Origin of the sequence: Exiguobacterium sp. s191, from assembly GCF_018618955.1 — a bacterium.
Lineage (GTDB): Bacteria > Bacillota > Bacilli > Exiguobacteriales > Exiguobacteriaceae > Exiguobacterium_A > Exiguobacterium_A abrahamii.
The window spans coordinates 1,516,572-1,530,397 of record NZ_JACSNC010000001.1 but is presented as its reverse complement, the minus strand read 5'-3'; the positions used below and the strand labels follow the sequence as shown (position 1 = coordinate 1,530,397).

The 13,826-nt window shown below is 50.5% G+C and carries 16 protein-coding genes and 1 other annotated feature; of the genes, 14 read left to right on the top strand and 2 right to left on the bottom strand.

Going from position 1 to position 13,826, the window contains the following annotated elements; genetic code table 11:
* The first annotated feature begins 11 nt into the window (after positions 1-11).
* From mreC to KNQ09_RS08185, 11 genes are all read left to right on the top strand, one after another.
* Positions 12-896, top strand: coding sequence for a rod shape-determining protein MreC (mreC, locus tag KNQ09_RS08235; RefSeq protein WP_058703839.1), 885 nt, complete (start codon positions 12-14; stop codon positions 894-896).
* Positions 889-1,392 (top strand): rod shape-determining protein MreD, encoded by a 504-nt coding sequence (gene mreD, locus KNQ09_RS08230; protein WP_023468949.1) that lies wholly within the window; start codon positions 889-891, stop codon positions 1,390-1,392. The genes mreC and mreD overlap by 8 nt, the downstream gene beginning before the upstream one ends.
* A 3-nt stretch (positions 1,393-1,395) precedes the next feature.
* Positions 1,396-2,070 carry a septum site-determining protein MinC gene (locus KNQ09_RS08225; protein ID WP_214858095.1) on the top strand — a complete coding sequence of 225 codons (675 nt, stop codon included), beginning with the start codon at positions 1,396-1,398 and terminating at the stop codon, positions 2,068-2,070.
* A gap of 50 nt (positions 2,071-2,120) precedes the next feature.
* A complete protein-coding gene (gene minD / locus KNQ09_RS08220; RefSeq protein WP_029342255.1) occupies positions 2,121-2,924 on the top strand; it encodes a septum site-determining protein MinD in 804 nt (267 codons plus the stop codon).
* A gap of 63 nt (positions 2,925-2,987) precedes the next feature.
* A complete protein-coding gene (locus tag KNQ09_RS08215) occupies positions 2,988-4,328 on the top strand; it encodes a ribonuclease E/G (RefSeq protein WP_064299552.1) in 1,341 nt (446 codons plus the stop codon).
* A gap of 74 nt (positions 4,329-4,402) precedes the next feature.
* Positions 4,403-4,472: a sequence feature (ribosomal protein L21 leader region), on the top strand.
* A 15-nt stretch (positions 4,473-4,487) separates the two neighbouring features.
* On the top strand, positions 4,488-4,796 hold the full coding sequence (gene rplU, locus KNQ09_RS08210; protein WP_012370978.1) for a 50S ribosomal protein L21: 309 nt from the start codon (positions 4,488-4,490) through the stop codon (positions 4,794-4,796).
* 3 nt (positions 4,797-4,799) lie between these two features.
* Complete coding sequence (locus KNQ09_RS08205) at positions 4,800-5,138, top strand: ribosomal-processing cysteine protease Prp (protein WP_023468945.1); 339 nt, start codon at positions 4,800-4,802, stop codon at positions 5,136-5,138.
* A 14-nt stretch (positions 5,139-5,152) separates the two neighbouring features.
* On the top strand, positions 5,153-5,431 hold the full coding sequence (rpmA, locus tag KNQ09_RS08200) for a 50S ribosomal protein L27 (protein WP_012370976.1): 279 nt from the start codon (positions 5,153-5,155) through the stop codon (positions 5,429-5,431).
* Between the two features lie 68 nt (positions 5,432-5,499).
* Complete coding sequence (locus tag KNQ09_RS08195; RefSeq protein ID WP_023468944.1) at positions 5,500-5,982, top strand: Spo0B domain-containing protein; 483 nt, start codon at positions 5,500-5,502, stop codon at positions 5,980-5,982.
* A gap of 15 nt (positions 5,983-5,997) precedes the next feature.
* Complete coding sequence (obgE, locus tag KNQ09_RS08190; RefSeq protein WP_149427670.1) at positions 5,998-7,293, top strand: GTPase ObgE; 1,296 nt, start codon at positions 5,998-6,000, stop codon at positions 7,291-7,293.
* Positions 7,294-7,346: 53 nt separating this feature from the next.
* On the top strand, positions 7,347-8,621 hold the full coding sequence (locus KNQ09_RS08185) for a hemolysin family protein (RefSeq protein WP_251138114.1): 1,275 nt from the start codon (positions 7,347-7,349) through the stop codon (positions 8,619-8,621).
* Between the two features lie 41 nt (positions 8,622-8,662).
* Here the strand turns inward: KNQ09_RS08185 and KNQ09_RS08180 are convergent, their stop codons facing one another.
* Positions 8,663-9,208 (bottom strand): transcription repressor NadR, encoded by a 546-nt coding sequence (locus tag KNQ09_RS08180; protein WP_251138113.1) that lies wholly within the window; start codon positions 9,206-9,208, stop codon positions 8,663-8,665.
* A 21-nt stretch (positions 9,209-9,229) separates the two neighbouring features.
* Positions 9,230-10,312, bottom strand: coding sequence for a cysteine desulfurase family protein (locus KNQ09_RS08175; protein WP_214858093.1), 1,083 nt, complete (start codon positions 10,310-10,312; stop codon positions 9,230-9,232).
* A gap of 98 nt (positions 10,313-10,410) precedes the next feature.
* Here KNQ09_RS08175 and KNQ09_RS08170 point away from each other — a divergent pair, with 98 nt between their 5' ends.
* The 3 genes from KNQ09_RS08170 to nadA are packed head-to-tail and all read left to right on the top strand — an operon-like array spanning position 10,411 to position 13,733.
* Positions 10,411-11,880 carry an L-aspartate oxidase gene (locus tag KNQ09_RS08170; protein WP_214858091.1) on the top strand — a complete coding sequence of 490 codons (1,470 nt, stop codon included), beginning with the start codon at positions 10,411-10,413 and terminating at the stop codon, positions 11,878-11,880.
* Positions 11,804-12,646: a carboxylating nicotinate-nucleotide diphosphorylase gene (gene nadC / locus KNQ09_RS08165; RefSeq protein ID WP_214858595.1), complete on the top strand. Its 843-nt coding sequence runs from the start codon at positions 11,804-11,806 to the stop codon at positions 12,644-12,646. Before KNQ09_RS08170 ends, nadC begins: the two co-directional genes overlap by 77 nt.
* Complete coding sequence (nadA, locus tag KNQ09_RS08160; protein WP_214858089.1) at positions 12,636-13,733, top strand: quinolinate synthase NadA; 1,098 nt, start codon at positions 12,636-12,638, stop codon at positions 13,731-13,733. The genes nadC and nadA overlap by 11 nt, the downstream gene beginning before the upstream one ends.
* Positions 13,734-13,826 lie beyond the last annotated feature (93 nt).

Sequence of the window (13,826 nt, the reverse complement as noted above, 5' to 3'; positions counted from 1 at the left end):
CGGGATGAGCGATGAAGCGATTTTTAAATAATCGAAAACTGCTCATCACACTCCTTAGTTTTCTCCTTTTGGTGATCTTGATCGGGATTTCGCTACAAGGGCGTAACCAATCCCACTGGTATCAAAGCTTCGTGCGTGATACCGTGGGCGTCGGTCAACGCCTTTTCGCGACACCGATTGGCTGGATTGATGATACGGTCACTTCGATTAAAGAAGTGCGTGACGTGTACAAAGAGAACGAACACTTGAAATCACGCTTAAGTGACTATGCCGGCAATGCCGTCAAAGTCCGTGATCTTGAACGTGAGAATAAAGAATTGAAAGACATGCTCGACCTGAACGGATCGATTCGCGACTACAAATTGTTACCGGCAGAGATGATCGGTCGGACATCGTCCGAATGGCAACGGTTCGTCACGATTAACATCGGCGAACAAAAAGGAGTCAAGGCGAACATGGCCGTCGTAACAGCAGATGGACTGATCGGTCGCGTCATCCAGGCGAGTGCTTATACATCCCTCGTGCAGTTGATGTCAGATACAAGTCGGACGAATAACGTCTCGGCAACGGCAGATGACACGAAAGGAAAAGGAGTCTTCGGTACGATCGAAGGCTTTGATGAAGAGACGAAATTACTCAAGTTCACGAAAATTCCGAATGATGCGAAGCTGAAAAAAGGGCAGACCGTCACGACGTCCGGTCTCGGTGGAAAGTATCCGAGCGGAATTGTCATCGGAAAAATCGAGGAAGTGAAAGCCGATCAGTATGGGGCTTCAAAAATCGCATACGTCAAACCGGCAGCAGACTTCGAACAGTTCGGTCATGTCTTCGTGATTGAGCGCGAAGCGAAGGAACCTTTCGCTGAGACCGATAAGGGAGGGGACACTCGTGAATAACGTTAAGTTGTTTTTCGCCGTGTTCCTTCTTTTTATCTTAGAAGGGACGTTGTTCGCGGGACCACTCGGAGATGGTTCGCCGTACGTCATCCATGCGACATTGATCGGTCTGATGTTCCTCGGTCGGTACGGAAAACTTGAACAGGCACTCGGATTCGGACTCGTTTTCGGATTGCTGTATGATTTCGTGTACTCGGATATCATCGGCATTTACTTATTTGCGTTATCCGCCATTCCGCTTTTTAGTAGCTTCGTGCTAAAATATGTAAAGGAGAACGTATTGACGATTCTTGTCACGTTCACGTTCAGTGCCATTTTGTATGAGCTCGATATATATTTCTTCACGGCTTCGGTCGTGGGTGTCGGAGTCTCCTTCCAGGAACTTGCGACACAGATCATTCCAAGGAGTCTGGTTGCGCAGCTGATCGGGATCATCATCCTGTATTATCCGATGACCCGACTCGTGCAGTCGACCCTTGACGAGAAAAGAGGATGAGTCATGATTGAGCGTAAACGTTATGTAACGATGAAAGGTCATCGTGGTGGCCTCGCCGTCTATGTGAATGAAAGGTGCAGTGTGGATGAATTTCTTGACGATTTAGAGTTGACGCTTGCGGACAAATCCGTCGAGAACGGACGCGCCGTACCGATCACCTTCTTCTTCGGTCGACGTTATGTCGATGAAGGGGTGTTGACGGCCGTCGAATCTATCGTCGCGCGACATGATTCCTTCTCTTTCAAAGGCTATGATAGTGAGTGCATTACGAAGGACGAGGCAAAAGCCTTGTACGGAGAGCGAACGTTTCATTACTTCGGTGGAACGGCACGCAGTGGGCACGTATTAGACGTCGAAGGATCGATCGTCATCATCGGAGATATCAATCCGGGTGCGGTCGTCCATGCGACAGGAAGTATCTATTGTCTCGGTGCTTTACGTGGTACCGTTCATGCAGGTAAAGGTGGCAATACGGAAGCCGTCATCGCTGCGAGTATATTGCAACCGAAATGGGTCGCAGTCGCTGGCACCGTCCACGAAGAACCGGACGACGCACCGATTCCTGCTCTCGATATGGGTTGTGCATTTTTAGGCGAAGACGGGGTGGAATTCTCCCGCCTTCAAACCGTTCCGCTCGCGCGGATGGATCAGTTTGCGATTGATAGTGAAAGAGGGTGACGGATATGGAACAAGTGAAAGAACAGGTACATATGGAGGCAAAGACGAACATGGGACGCGCCATCGTCGTCACATCCGGTAAAGGTGGCGTCGGAAAGACAACGACGACTGCAAACATCGGAACAGCACTTGCATTGATGGGACATTCCGTTTGCCTCGTTGATACGGATATCGGGTTACGTAATCTGGATATCGTGCTTGGTCTCGATAACCGGAGTATCTATAACATCGTTGACGTCGTGACAGGGCAATGTAAATTGCACCAAGCACTCGTCCGCGATAAACGTTTTGAAGAGATGTATCTGTTGCCTGCTGCTCAATCAAAGGATAAGTCCTCCGTCACACCCGAACAGGTGAAGGCAATCATCGATACACTGAAACTCGAATACGACTTCGTCTTGATCGATTGCCCTGCCGGAATCGAACAAGGCTTCATGAATGCAATCGCTGGAGCGGATGAAGCCGTCGTCGTGACGACACCGGAAAAAGCAGCCGTTCAAGATGCGGACCGGATCATCGGGATGCTCGAGCGCTCAGAACGTAACATCGTTCCGAAACTCGTCATCAACCGGGTGCGTTCACACATGATGGCATCAGGTGACATGCTCGACATCGATGAGATCATGCGTATCCTTTCGATTGATCTACTTGGTCTGATCATCGATGATGAAGAAGTCATCGCCGCTTCCCACCGTGGTGTGCCTGTGACGATGAATCCGGATAACCGGGCTGGACTCGGCTACCGGAACATTGCTCGCCGGATTCTTGGCGAATCTGTACCACTGCTTGATTTAAATGAACAACCGCAAAAAGGGTTCTTCGTCAAATTGAAGAAGATGCTTGGGATGAAATAAGAATGGGAAATTAGACTAGGACGACATCGTCGCGCCTAGTCTAATTTTTTTGGAGGGATCAGTATGCGATGGATTAGTGAACAGACCGCTTCGCTTGAACGATTGGCATTGGTCGAAGGTGGTCGATTAATTGAATATCATGAGCGGATGCGCGACGAGATCCGGGTTGGCACTTTCGTCTATGCCAAGGTCGACCGGTTGCATCCGACGCTCGGAGCAGCCTTTTTGATTGCGACTGACGGCACACCGCTTTACTTACCGCTGAATGAAACGGTGGAAGCACTTCGTCGCTATCCGGACGTACCGACGATCGGACAAGCCGTCCAGGTCGGACAGACGTTACTCGTCCAGGTCGTCAAGGAAGGAGTGGCACCGAAACAACACAAAGTGACGCAGAACATCACCTATGGTGGACGTTATCTCGTTTATTTCCCGTACGGGCGGCGCATCCGTTTCAGTCGAAAGCTGGATCTCGTCGTTCAGCGTCAACTGGCGGAGCAATTGACGACGACGGACGAAGAGGGGATTCTCTACCGGACGGAGGCAGCAAAAGCATCAATTGACGAATTGAAGCAAGAGCTTCAGTCATTACGGACACGACATAAAGAACTCATGCAGGCACCGCGTCTTGAACAAGACGAGGCACTGATCGTTCAGGAAGCCAAACGACTTCCGCATGTCACCGATGCGCTCGTCATGACGCGTCAGGAAAAGGAACGCCTGGAATTGCTTGGTCTGTCCGTCGAACGGTCGCTACGAAAAGGACGCTTACCTGAGATGGAAGCGATCGATGGCGCAATCGAGAAGGCGATGCAACGGGTCGTCTGGCTTGACGGGGGAGCGTATCTCTTGATTGAAGAGGTCGAGACGATGACTGTCATCGACGTCAACAGTGGGAAGACGATCTCCGTCAAGGAACAAAAGCGGACGTTTGATCAAATCAATGAAGCGGCTGCCGTCGAAGTCATGCGACAATTACGGTTGCGCAACATTAGCGGTATGATTGCGATCGATTTTTTACGTGGCTCTAGTAAAGGTCAGACACGGGTGACACAACTCCTCAAAGAACGGGCGGCGCTCGAGACGAAACAAATCGAAGTCTACGGCTTTACGAAGATGGGCTTATGCGAACTGACACGACAACGTCACGGGAAATCGCTACAGGAACGCTCACAGGAATCCGGGCAGTGGACGCGATTGAGTGTCTATCGCTTGATTGAACCGAAGTTACTTGAGATTGCGACCTATGCGGAAGCGGTCGTGATTCGCGCACCACGGCATCTGTTGCAAGACGAGTTCATCTCCCGTCAACCGCTCGAAGTCCATGTGCTCGAAGGCGATCCGGCGGTCCTGTTCACGGGGTCGTCACAGGACTGTCTCGATTTCATCAAGCGATCGGAATAATCCTTCAGAACAGCATTGACAAGGTAGAAGAACGTTTGGTATTCTGAATAACGTTAGTTCGTTTGGAAGCACCCAAATGACTACAACCGCACAGACCGGGTTTTAAAGCATTCGCTGCCCGTGATGGCGAGTCTGAGTTCCTAAGAGGAGGTGCACGTAATGTACGCAATTATCAAAACTGGTGGTAAACAAGTCAAAGTCGAAGCTGGCCAAGAAATCTACGTTGAGAAATTAAACGCAGACGTCGACAGCACAGTTGAATTTGGTGAAGTATTGATCCTTGGTGGTGACGATGTTAAAGTCGGCGCTCCACTCGTAGAAGGTGCGAAGGTCGTAGCAACGGTCATCAAACACGCTCGCGCGAAAAAGATCACTGTCTTCAAAATGAAAGCGAAAAAGAACTACCGTCGTAAGCAAGGTCACCGTCAACCTTACACGAAGGTCCGCATCGAGAAAATCGAAGCGTAAGCCATGATACGTGTCAAGATTCGACGAGATGAAGCGGAACTCGTCCGCTCCATCGAAGTGACAGGACATGCCGAGTTCGCAGAACCAGGTCTCGACCTTGTCTGTGCCGGCGTCTCGTCGGTGATCTTCGGGGCATACAATGCCATAGAAGCATTACTCGGGCAGGTCCTGCTCCTTGAAATGGCAGAACAACAAGAGGGTGGCTACTTTTATGTAGAACCGTACGCTGACTTAGCACCGGATGTCAGTGAGCGCACCCAATTGTTACTGGAAGCGACTTTGGTCCAACTTGGTACCATCGCTGAAAGTTACGGTGAGTTTATCCAACTTGAACAAGTATAGGAGGTGGATTCCACATGTTGAAACTTAATCTTCAGTTCTTCGCATCGAAAAAAGGGGTAGGTTCGACAAAGAACGGTCGTGACTCGCAATCGAAACGCCTTGGGGCGAAACGTGCAGACGGTCAAACTGTTTCTGCTGGTTCAATCCTCTACCGTCAACGCGGTACGAAGATTCACCCAGGTATGAACGTCGGACGTGGTGGCGATGATACACTTTTCGCAACTGCAACTGGTGTCGTTCGTTTCGAACGTCTCGGACGCGACAAGAAACAAGTCAGCGTTTACCCAGCATAAGGAACGACGAAGCAGACTCTAGCCACTTTCGAGGGTTAGGGTCTGTTTTTTTTAGGAGGGAACGACCGATGGAGGAACAGCAGGTACTTGATCTTTTGAAGACTCTTCGTCACGAGTGGTTGAACCGGATACAACTCGTCCGTTCGTATGGCGCGATCGGAGACGAACAAGCAGTCGAGTCGATCTGTTCGGCGTACCGGGAGCAAGCATCACGGGAAGGGCGTCTAGCGCGAATCGGATTGCCGAAAACCGCACTGGCGTTACTGCAAGCTGAATGGTCAGGCAAAACTGTGACGTATGATGTCATCGGAGCACCCCACATGGAAGATGAGCGGCTGAAGCAACTCGTCGAAGCAGCCATCGCCATGATTGATGTAGGAGTAGGAGAAGTATCCGTGACCTTCCACGAGGGCGTGACCATCGAGATCTATCGGGATCTACTAGATATGTCGCGCCTTGAGGATCTAGTGACGCCGATGGAAATCGAGTCGCAGACGGAAAATGAGTGTGTGATTGAGATTGAAAGTCTTCCGTTTGAGGAAGAGAAGTAAGAGGAGGGATCCGACATGTTTGTCGATCAGGTAAATATTTATGTAAAAGCAGGTGACGGAGGACGTGGGCAAGTAGCGTTCCGTCGCGAGAAATACGTTCCGGACGGCGGTCCTGCCGGCGGTGACGGTGGTCACGGGGCTCACGTCGTCCTCGAAGTCGACGAAGGGCTTCGGACATTGATGGACTTCCGTTACAAACGCCACTTTAAAGCGGTTCAAGGTGAAAACGGTATGTCAAAAGGGATGCACGGTCGTAAAGCCGAGCATCTAATCGTCAAGGTTCCACCCGGCACGGTCGTTTACGATGATGATACGAATGCGGTCATCGCTGACCTCGTCCATCACGGACAACAAGCGATCGTCGCAAAAGGTGGACGTGGCGGACGTGGAAATACACGTTTTGCGACACCAGCCAACCCAGCACCTGAGCACGCGGAAAACGGTGAGCCAGGAGAAGAGAAGTACTTGAAACTTGAGCTGAAGATGCTAGCAGACGTCGGTCTCGTCGGTTTCCCGAGCGTCGGAAAATCAACGATGTTATCCGTCGTTTCAGCCGCACGTCCGAAAATCGGCGCATATCACTTCACGACGATCACACCGAACATCGGTGTCGTCGAAACGGAAGATAGCCGAAGCTTCGTCATGGCTGACTTGCCAGGATTGATCGAAGGTGCAAGTGAAGGTGTCGGACTCGGTCACCAGTTCCTCCGTCACGTCGAACGGACGAAAGTCATCGTCCACGTCATCGACATGAGCGGGATGGAAGGTCGCGATCCAATCGAAGACTACAACATCATCAATAAAGAACTCGCGGACTATAACCTCCGCTTAACAGAACGTCCGCAAGTCGTCGTCGCGAACAAGATGGACATGCCGGATGCGGCAGAACATCTTGAAGCCTTCAAGGAAGCTTTCCCAGAGCTTGAAGTATTCGAGATTTCAGCAGCAACACGTCAAGGTTTACGCGATCTGTTATTCCGAATCGCTGACCTCGTCGATGCAACTCCGGAATTCGGTCTTGAGGAACTCGAAGAGAAAACAGCGACACCACGTGTCGTCTACGGTTACGAAGCACCAGAAGCTGGCTTTACGATCACGAAAGATGAAGACGATTGCTTCGTCATCAAAGGACCACGCATCGAAAAACTCTTCACGATGACGAACTTCATGCGTGAAGAATCGATTAAACGTTTCGCTCGGACACTGCGTCAAATGGGTGTCGACGAAGAGTTGCGTCGTCTTGGTGCGATTGACGGCGACGTCGTTCGAATCCGTGATTTCGAGTTCGAATTCGTCGAGTCATCATTCTAAGCGGTTCATTCCATTAGGAAACGGAGTGTGAAAGCATCGTGGACCCATTGCCCATGATTTCAGTCGTTTGGTTAATTCCGATTCTCATGTTATCCGCGTTCTTTTCCTCAGCCGAGACGGCACTCGCGAGTGTCAATCGGTTGCGGTTGTTGCACCAATCGGAAGCAGGAGACGCGCGTGCGTCCCGTGTATTTCGCTTACTTCAACGCTACGAAGAGACACTGACTTCGATTTTGATTGGGAATACGATCGTCAACGTCGCCTTTATCTTATTTGGTGGCTGGTGGATCATCCAGTTCGTCGAGACGATCGCAACACAAACCGTTGCCTTTCTCGCGCTGTTCTTTTTGTTGCTATTGTTTGGAGAATTGATTCCGAAGTCGTATGCCCGTGAGCATACGGAACGTTACGTGTTATTGATCGGACGTCCGCTTCGTTTCTTCTTACTGTGCTTTCGACCGCTCGTTTTTCTGTTACTTCGCTTACGTCAGTTGGCGCTTCGGTTGATTGGAGCAGATCCGAAAGGACCGCTCGTGACCGAACAGGAACTCAAGGCACTTGTTGATATCAGTCAGGAAGAGGGGATCATGGGGCTTGCAGAGGCGGAACTCGTTCACCAAGCGGTTGATTTTCAACATGTGACGGTCGAGGATGCGCTGACACCTCGCATGGATATTCAGGCAATTGATATTGATGCGCGGCTTGAAGACATCCTTGCAGAGGTTCAGAAGGGTGGCTATTCTCGTCTACCGGTCTATAAAGATTCGATTGATCACGTCATCGGTGTATTATCGGAGCGGGACTTTCTGCGTGCATACGTGAAGAACGGCTCCGTTGATATCCGAGAATGGATTCGACCGGTATCGTTCGTCGTACCACAGACACGATTGATGGATTTATTACCGGAACTCAAAGTCAAACAGTCCCACATGGCAGTTGTCCTTGATGAATTCGGAGGAACGGCAGGTCTGATCACCCTTGAGGATATTTTAGAAGAAATCGTCGGGGAGATTTGGGATGAACACGATGAATCATTGGAATATACGAAACGGATTGGTCCAGAGCAATACGAATGTCTAGCAGAGTATGACATTGAAGACTTCTGTCAGCAATTTCAATTGAAAATGCCAGACACCGATGCCCAGTCACTTGGGGGATGGATCATGGAGGAGAGCGGACAATTGCCGGACGTCGGAACGGCGATGCGTTATGAACGTGTCACGTTGACCGTCTTGCATATCGAAAACCGACGCGTCCGCAAAGTCTTAGCAACGTTCGATCCGCCATCTACGATGCCGGAGACACGACTTGAACCGATTGAACGATAAAAAAACCGCTTATTCCCTAGGAATAGGCGGTTTTTGTATGTTCAGACATCGAGCTCCGAAACGAGAATTCCGAGACGATCGAGTTTCGCAATGGCGGCTTCCAGTGCGTCTTCATGATCCGCTTCCAGCGTATGAATATGGACTCCGTCCGTCAGGCTTGAGAGCGGAGTAGCTTGCGTCTCCTTTAGTTGCTCGAGTAATACGCGGACATCCCGACGGCTTTTCAGCATCAACTCTCCAGTGATGAAGCCGTAGACGGGATGTTCGATGATGACATCGCGGACGACGACCCCTTCGTCAACGATGGCGTCACACTCATCCTTTAATTGATCGATGCCGTGACGGCAAACGATCTTGCGACGTAATTTCGATCCGTCGACTTCCGGATCATTGATCAAATAACCACGAGCTGTCGCGATGACAGGATATCCTTTTGCCTTTAACAAGGATAAATCCTGCACGATCACTTGACGACTGACGCCTGCTTGTTTCGCCAGTGCCGTTCCTGTGACAGGTTGCTCACTTTCCTCAATCATACGAAGTAATGATTTCCGGCGTTCTTCTCCGGAGATGCGTTTCCCCATCATGTCTCCTACCTTTCTCCAGTGTCATGAAATTGTGTTCAACACATCGATGCACTGTTCGATTTCTTCGTTCGTCGTGTGTCTTCCAAAACTAAGTCGAATCAACCCATGAGCCGCTGATTCATCAAAGCCGATGGCACGTAATGTCGCATTCGGACCATTTTCTCCAGCCCGGCAGGCACTACCGGCGGAAACCGCGATTCCAGCACGATTCAAGGCGAGCAACGCGTATTGACCGTCCCGTTGCTTCGTATGGATGGCGCAGATGGAAGCGAGTTGCGTTGGCGACTCAATCATCGTGTAACGAGACGAAGACAATGTTTTTTTTAGCATACCACGAAATCGACGGCTTGAAGCTTGGATTCCTGGATTTTCTAATCGAGACGCTTCACAGGCAGCGATGAACGCGGCAATTCCTGGAACGTCCACTGTGCCTGGACGGATTCCGAATTCGTGGTGTCCCTCGTAATAAGGGCTGAAGAGAGGACGCCGCAAATACAGGGCACCCAATCCTTTTGGTCCATATACTTTATGACTACTAATCGTGTAGGCATCAAAAGCGTCGATGTTGATTGCATCTTTTAAAAATCCTTGGACACCATCGCAATGAAACAGAATCTCACGCGACTGACAATATGCTGCAATCCGTTCGACCGGAAAACGAAAACCGGTATCCGAATTGACATGTTGAATCGAGACAACACCGATTTCATCCGTACAAGCTGCGATGAATTGTTCCCAATCGAACGTTCCGTCCGGTAATAAAGAAAGGTGCCGTGTTTCTTGTGCCCAGCGCGCAAGCGGAAGCAAGACCGAGTCGTGTTCACATCGAAGTGTCAAGACAACTGATTTGTTACTCTGTCGCATCAGATGGGTCAACGCGATGTAGTTTGCTTCAGATCCGCTCCCTGTAAAGATGACGGTTCCTTCTTGTTGAGCCAATTGTTGCATCAGATACTGACGGGCGCGTTCGAGTAAACGTTCAGCGTTCCCACCGATGTCATGAAGAGAAGAACTGTTGCCGTAGAACGACTGAGCGGCTTGTTGATAATGATCGAGTGCTTGTGGATGCAGCGGAGTCGTCGCTGCGTAATCGAGATAGATCATGAAAAAATCCTGTCCTTTCGTCTTGTCACTCAGCTAAAAGTATGCCAAACTTATTGTCAAGTCAATAGTAAACATTTAGATATAGAGGTGTAAAACATATGTCTTTACATAAAAGACTTGAGACGGATGTGTTGATCATTGGAACAGGACTTGCTGCGATTTCGGTTGCCCTGCATCTTCCACCTGGAACGGAAGCGTTGCTTGTCACAAAAGGCACGCGGTTTGAGACAAATTCCGTTCGAGCACAAGGTGGGATTGCTTCCGCTTATGCAGAAGTCAATCATCGTGGTCACTTTGAAGATACGTGCCAAGCAGCAAAAGGGCGTATCAGTCCGTCCGTCGTCGATTACGTTACCCGATCGGGAACCGAGGCGATGGAATTCTTGTTACGACAAGGCGTTCCATTCGATCAATCCGAGGGAGAGTTTTTGCTCGGTCGTGAAGGAGCACATCGTTTGCCGCGGATTTATCACTCTGGCGGGGACGAGACTGGTAAACGGATCATGGAGACGTTGATGCCGCAAGTACCATTTCCGATTCTCGAGCAGACGCGTATCACAGAGTTGATTCAAGTAAATGGGCAGGTAGTTGGTGCAGTCGGATATAGCCATGGGGAGCCGATCGAGATTGTGGCGCGCGCGACGATTCTCGCGACCGGTGGAGTGGGTGGATTATTCGCGGCGTCGACGAATGACCCTTTGATTCAAGGAGACGGGATTGCACTCGCTTTTGAAGCGGGAGCGACGATTCGTGATCTCGGTTATATCCAGCATCATCCGACGGTACTCGTTCATGCTGGTCGCTCGGAAGGTTTGATCACGGAAGCACTACGAGGTGCAGGAGCGACGCTTGTAACGAAAAATGGTGACCGGGTCATGGCGGATCATCCGATGCAAGATTTAGCGGCGCGAGATGAAGTCGCAAAACGAATCCATGAGGTGCGAAAATGTGAACCGGTCTATCTCGATACGTCAAACGTCGTCGACCGGACGAAACGGTTTCCAACGTTTGTTGAAAAATGTGAAAAACTGAACATAAATCCGGATCTCGTTGAAATTGCACCAGGCATCCATTTCTTGATGGGTGGGATCGAAACGGATCTGACGGGGCAGACGCATGTCGAAGGACTATACGCGGTCGGTGAGACAGCATCGATTGGACTTCACGGTCGAAATCGTCTGGCGTCGAACTCGCTCCTTGAATGTGTTGTCATGGGGAAAGCAGTAGCAGAACAGCTCGAGTTGTTACCGGAACTTTCAGTCAAACAAGTCAAACGACGCCCGGGAACACTTCGTTCCGTGACAGACCGTCTATCACAGGTCATTGGTGTCGAAATGGATGTTAAGCAAATAGAAGATAGTTTAGAAGAGTTAAAAAGCTGGACATTAGACGAATCCGGACAGGAAGCAGAAGAGAATCGATTACGTCACGTAACGGCATGTCTGTTGCTTGAAGGGGCGCGAAGTCGGTTGACAGGAGAGGATGAGAACATTGAACAAGTGGCAGTTACGGCAACAACTGGAAGCATTTTTAATCGAGGACATCGGACAGTGGGATATCACAAGTGAAGGATGTCTGACGGGACAAGAACGCGGGACCGGTCGTTTTCTAGCAAAGGAAGACGGTGTCTTTTGCGGAGTCGACATCATTCGGGAGATGGCACATCTCTTACAAGTCGACGTTACGATTCATGTAGCGGAAGGAACGATCGTCACGCGAGGAACACTCCTTGCCGAGTGGTCTGGTTCGTTACAGGACATTTTAAGCGGAGAACGGGTCGCCTTGAACCTAGTGCAACGCTTATCCGGGATTGCGACGAAGACACGTCAAGCGGTCGAGGTAGCAGCAGGACGAATCCGAATCACGGATACACGAAAGACGACCCCAGGGTTACGAATGCTCGAAAAACACGCCGTTCGCGTCGGGGGTGGCTATAGTCATCGCGGACGACTCGATGACGCTGTCATGATCAAGGATAACCACATCACGGTCGCGGGATCGATCACAGAGGCGGTGGTACGAGCAAAACGTGTCGCAGGTCATACGACACCAATCGAAGTCGAAGTCGAGACGGAAGTGGAAGTGCTCGAGGCAGTGGCTGCAGAAGTCGATATCATCATGCTCGATAATCGGACACCAGCAGAAATCAAACAACTCCGGCAATTGATTCCACCGCATATCACGGTCGAGTTATCCGGCGGGATCACGATAGACACGTTATCAGACTTCGCGGATAGCGGAGCAGACGTCATCTCACTCGGGGCACTCACCCATTCAGCAACAGCACTTGATATCAGCATGAAAATCGAAGGAGGAAAAAAAGATGCCATTTGATCTATTACGTCACGAGGGAATTCCGGCGTCGTACTTACAGCAAACAGAAGCAGACTTGATCGCGATCATCGAAGGGGTCAAAGCACGGATGGGCAGTCGCTTGTTCTTACCTGCCCACCACTACCAAAAGGATGAAGTCGTCCAGTTCGCGGATGCGACGGGAGATTCGCTCCAGCTCGCGCAAGTCGCGAAGCAGATGACAGAAGCGGAATATACAGTCTTTTGTGGTGTCCACTTCATGGCAGAGACGGCAGACATGTTGACCGATGCGTCACATACGGTCGTTTTGCCTGACATGCGTGCTGGTTGTTCGATGGCGGATATGGCGAATGACACACAAACGGAGCGTGCTTTTACGATCTTGACGGAACGGTTCGGGGAGTCGATCTTACCGTTGACGTATGTCAATTCGACGGCAGCCATCAAAGCGTTCGTTGGTCGTCATGGTGGGGCGACGGTGACGTCATCAAACGCTGTCCAGATGGTCCAATGGGCGCTTGCTGAACGCGACATCTTATTCTTCCTGCCGGATCAACACCTCGGTCGCAATACGGCGCACGCACTCGGAATTCCGTTAGAACAGATGGCGATTTGGGATCCGATCAAGGACGAACTCGTTTTTGACGGGGAAGACCAGGACGTCCGCGTCATCTTATGGAAAGGACACTGCTCAGTCCATGAGAAATTCACGGTCGGTCAGATTGAACAGTTTCGCAAGACGGATCCGGAGCGAAAGATTCTCGTTCACCCGGAATGTTCGCATGAAGTCGTGACGGCGTCAGATCTCAACGGGTCAACTGCGTACATCATTCAACAAATCGAACAGGCTGCTCCCGGAACGAAGTGGGCAATCGGAACAGAGATGAATCTCGTCAATCGACTCGCGACGACGCATCCGGAACTCGATATCGTGTCGCTCAATCCATTCATGTGTCCGTGTCTGACGATGAACCGGATCGACTTACCGCACTTAGCGTGGGCGCTCGAACAAGTCGAAGCCGGTGAGCCGGTCAACGTCATTACAGTCGACGCGGAGACGACGCGGCATGCCGTGTTGGCACTCGAACGGATGCTTGCGCGTTCATAAAAATAAAGGGGAGAGCGTGGTCGTTCGAACGATCACGCTTTTTTGTCTTCTGTTTGAGAGAGCGAACATATGTATTGATTTTTGCTGAAGAAC

Excerpts from the sequence above, each read along its gene's own strand:
- mreC (WP_058703839.1), top strand. The coding sequence starts at position 12 with ATGAAGCGATTTTTAAATAATCGAAAACTGCTCATCACACTCCTTAGT.
- nadA (WP_214858089.1), top strand. The coding sequence starts at position 12,636 with ATGCCATTTGATCTATTACGTCACGAGGGAATTCCGGCGTCGTACTTA.
- KNQ09_RS08185 (WP_251138114.1), top strand. The coding sequence starts at position 7,347 with ATGATTTCAGTCGTTTGGTTAATTCCGATTCTCATGTTATCCGCGTTC.
- KNQ09_RS08215 (WP_064299552.1), top strand. The coding sequence starts at position 2,988 with ATGCGATGGATTAGTGAACAGACCGCTTCGCTTGAACGATTGGCATTG.
- obgE (WP_149427670.1), top strand. The coding sequence starts at position 5,998 with ATGTTTGTCGATCAGGTAAATATTTATGTAAAAGCAGGTGACGGAGGA.
- rpmA (WP_012370976.1), top strand. The coding sequence starts at position 5,153 with ATGTTGAAACTTAATCTTCAGTTCTTCGCATCGAAAAAAGGGGTAGGT.
- KNQ09_RS08205 (WP_023468945.1), top strand. The coding sequence starts at position 4,800 with ATGATACGTGTCAAGATTCGACGAGATGAAGCGGAACTCGTCCGCTCC.
- KNQ09_RS08225 (WP_214858095.1), top strand. The coding sequence starts at position 1,396 with ATGATTGAGCGTAAACGTTATGTAACGATGAAAGGTCATCGTGGTGGC.
- rplU (WP_012370978.1), top strand. The coding sequence starts at position 4,488 with ATGTACGCAATTATCAAAACTGGTGGTAAACAAGTCAAAGTCGAAGCT.
- KNQ09_RS08180 (WP_251138113.1), bottom strand. The coding sequence starts at position 9,208 with ATGATGGGGAAACGCATCTCCGGAGAAGAACGCCGGAAATCATTACTT.
- KNQ09_RS08170 (WP_214858091.1), top strand. The coding sequence starts at position 10,411 with ATGTCTTTACATAAAAGACTTGAGACGGATGTGTTGATCATTGGAACA.
- minD (WP_029342255.1), top strand. The coding sequence starts at position 2,121 with ATGGGACGCGCCATCGTCGTCACATCCGGTAAAGGTGGCGTCGGAAAG.
- KNQ09_RS08195 (WP_023468944.1), top strand. The coding sequence starts at position 5,500 with ATGGAGGAACAGCAGGTACTTGATCTTTTGAAGACTCTTCGTCACGAG.
- KNQ09_RS08175 (WP_214858093.1), bottom strand. The coding sequence starts at position 10,312 with ATGATCTATCTCGATTACGCAGCGACGACTCCGCTGCATCCACAAGCA.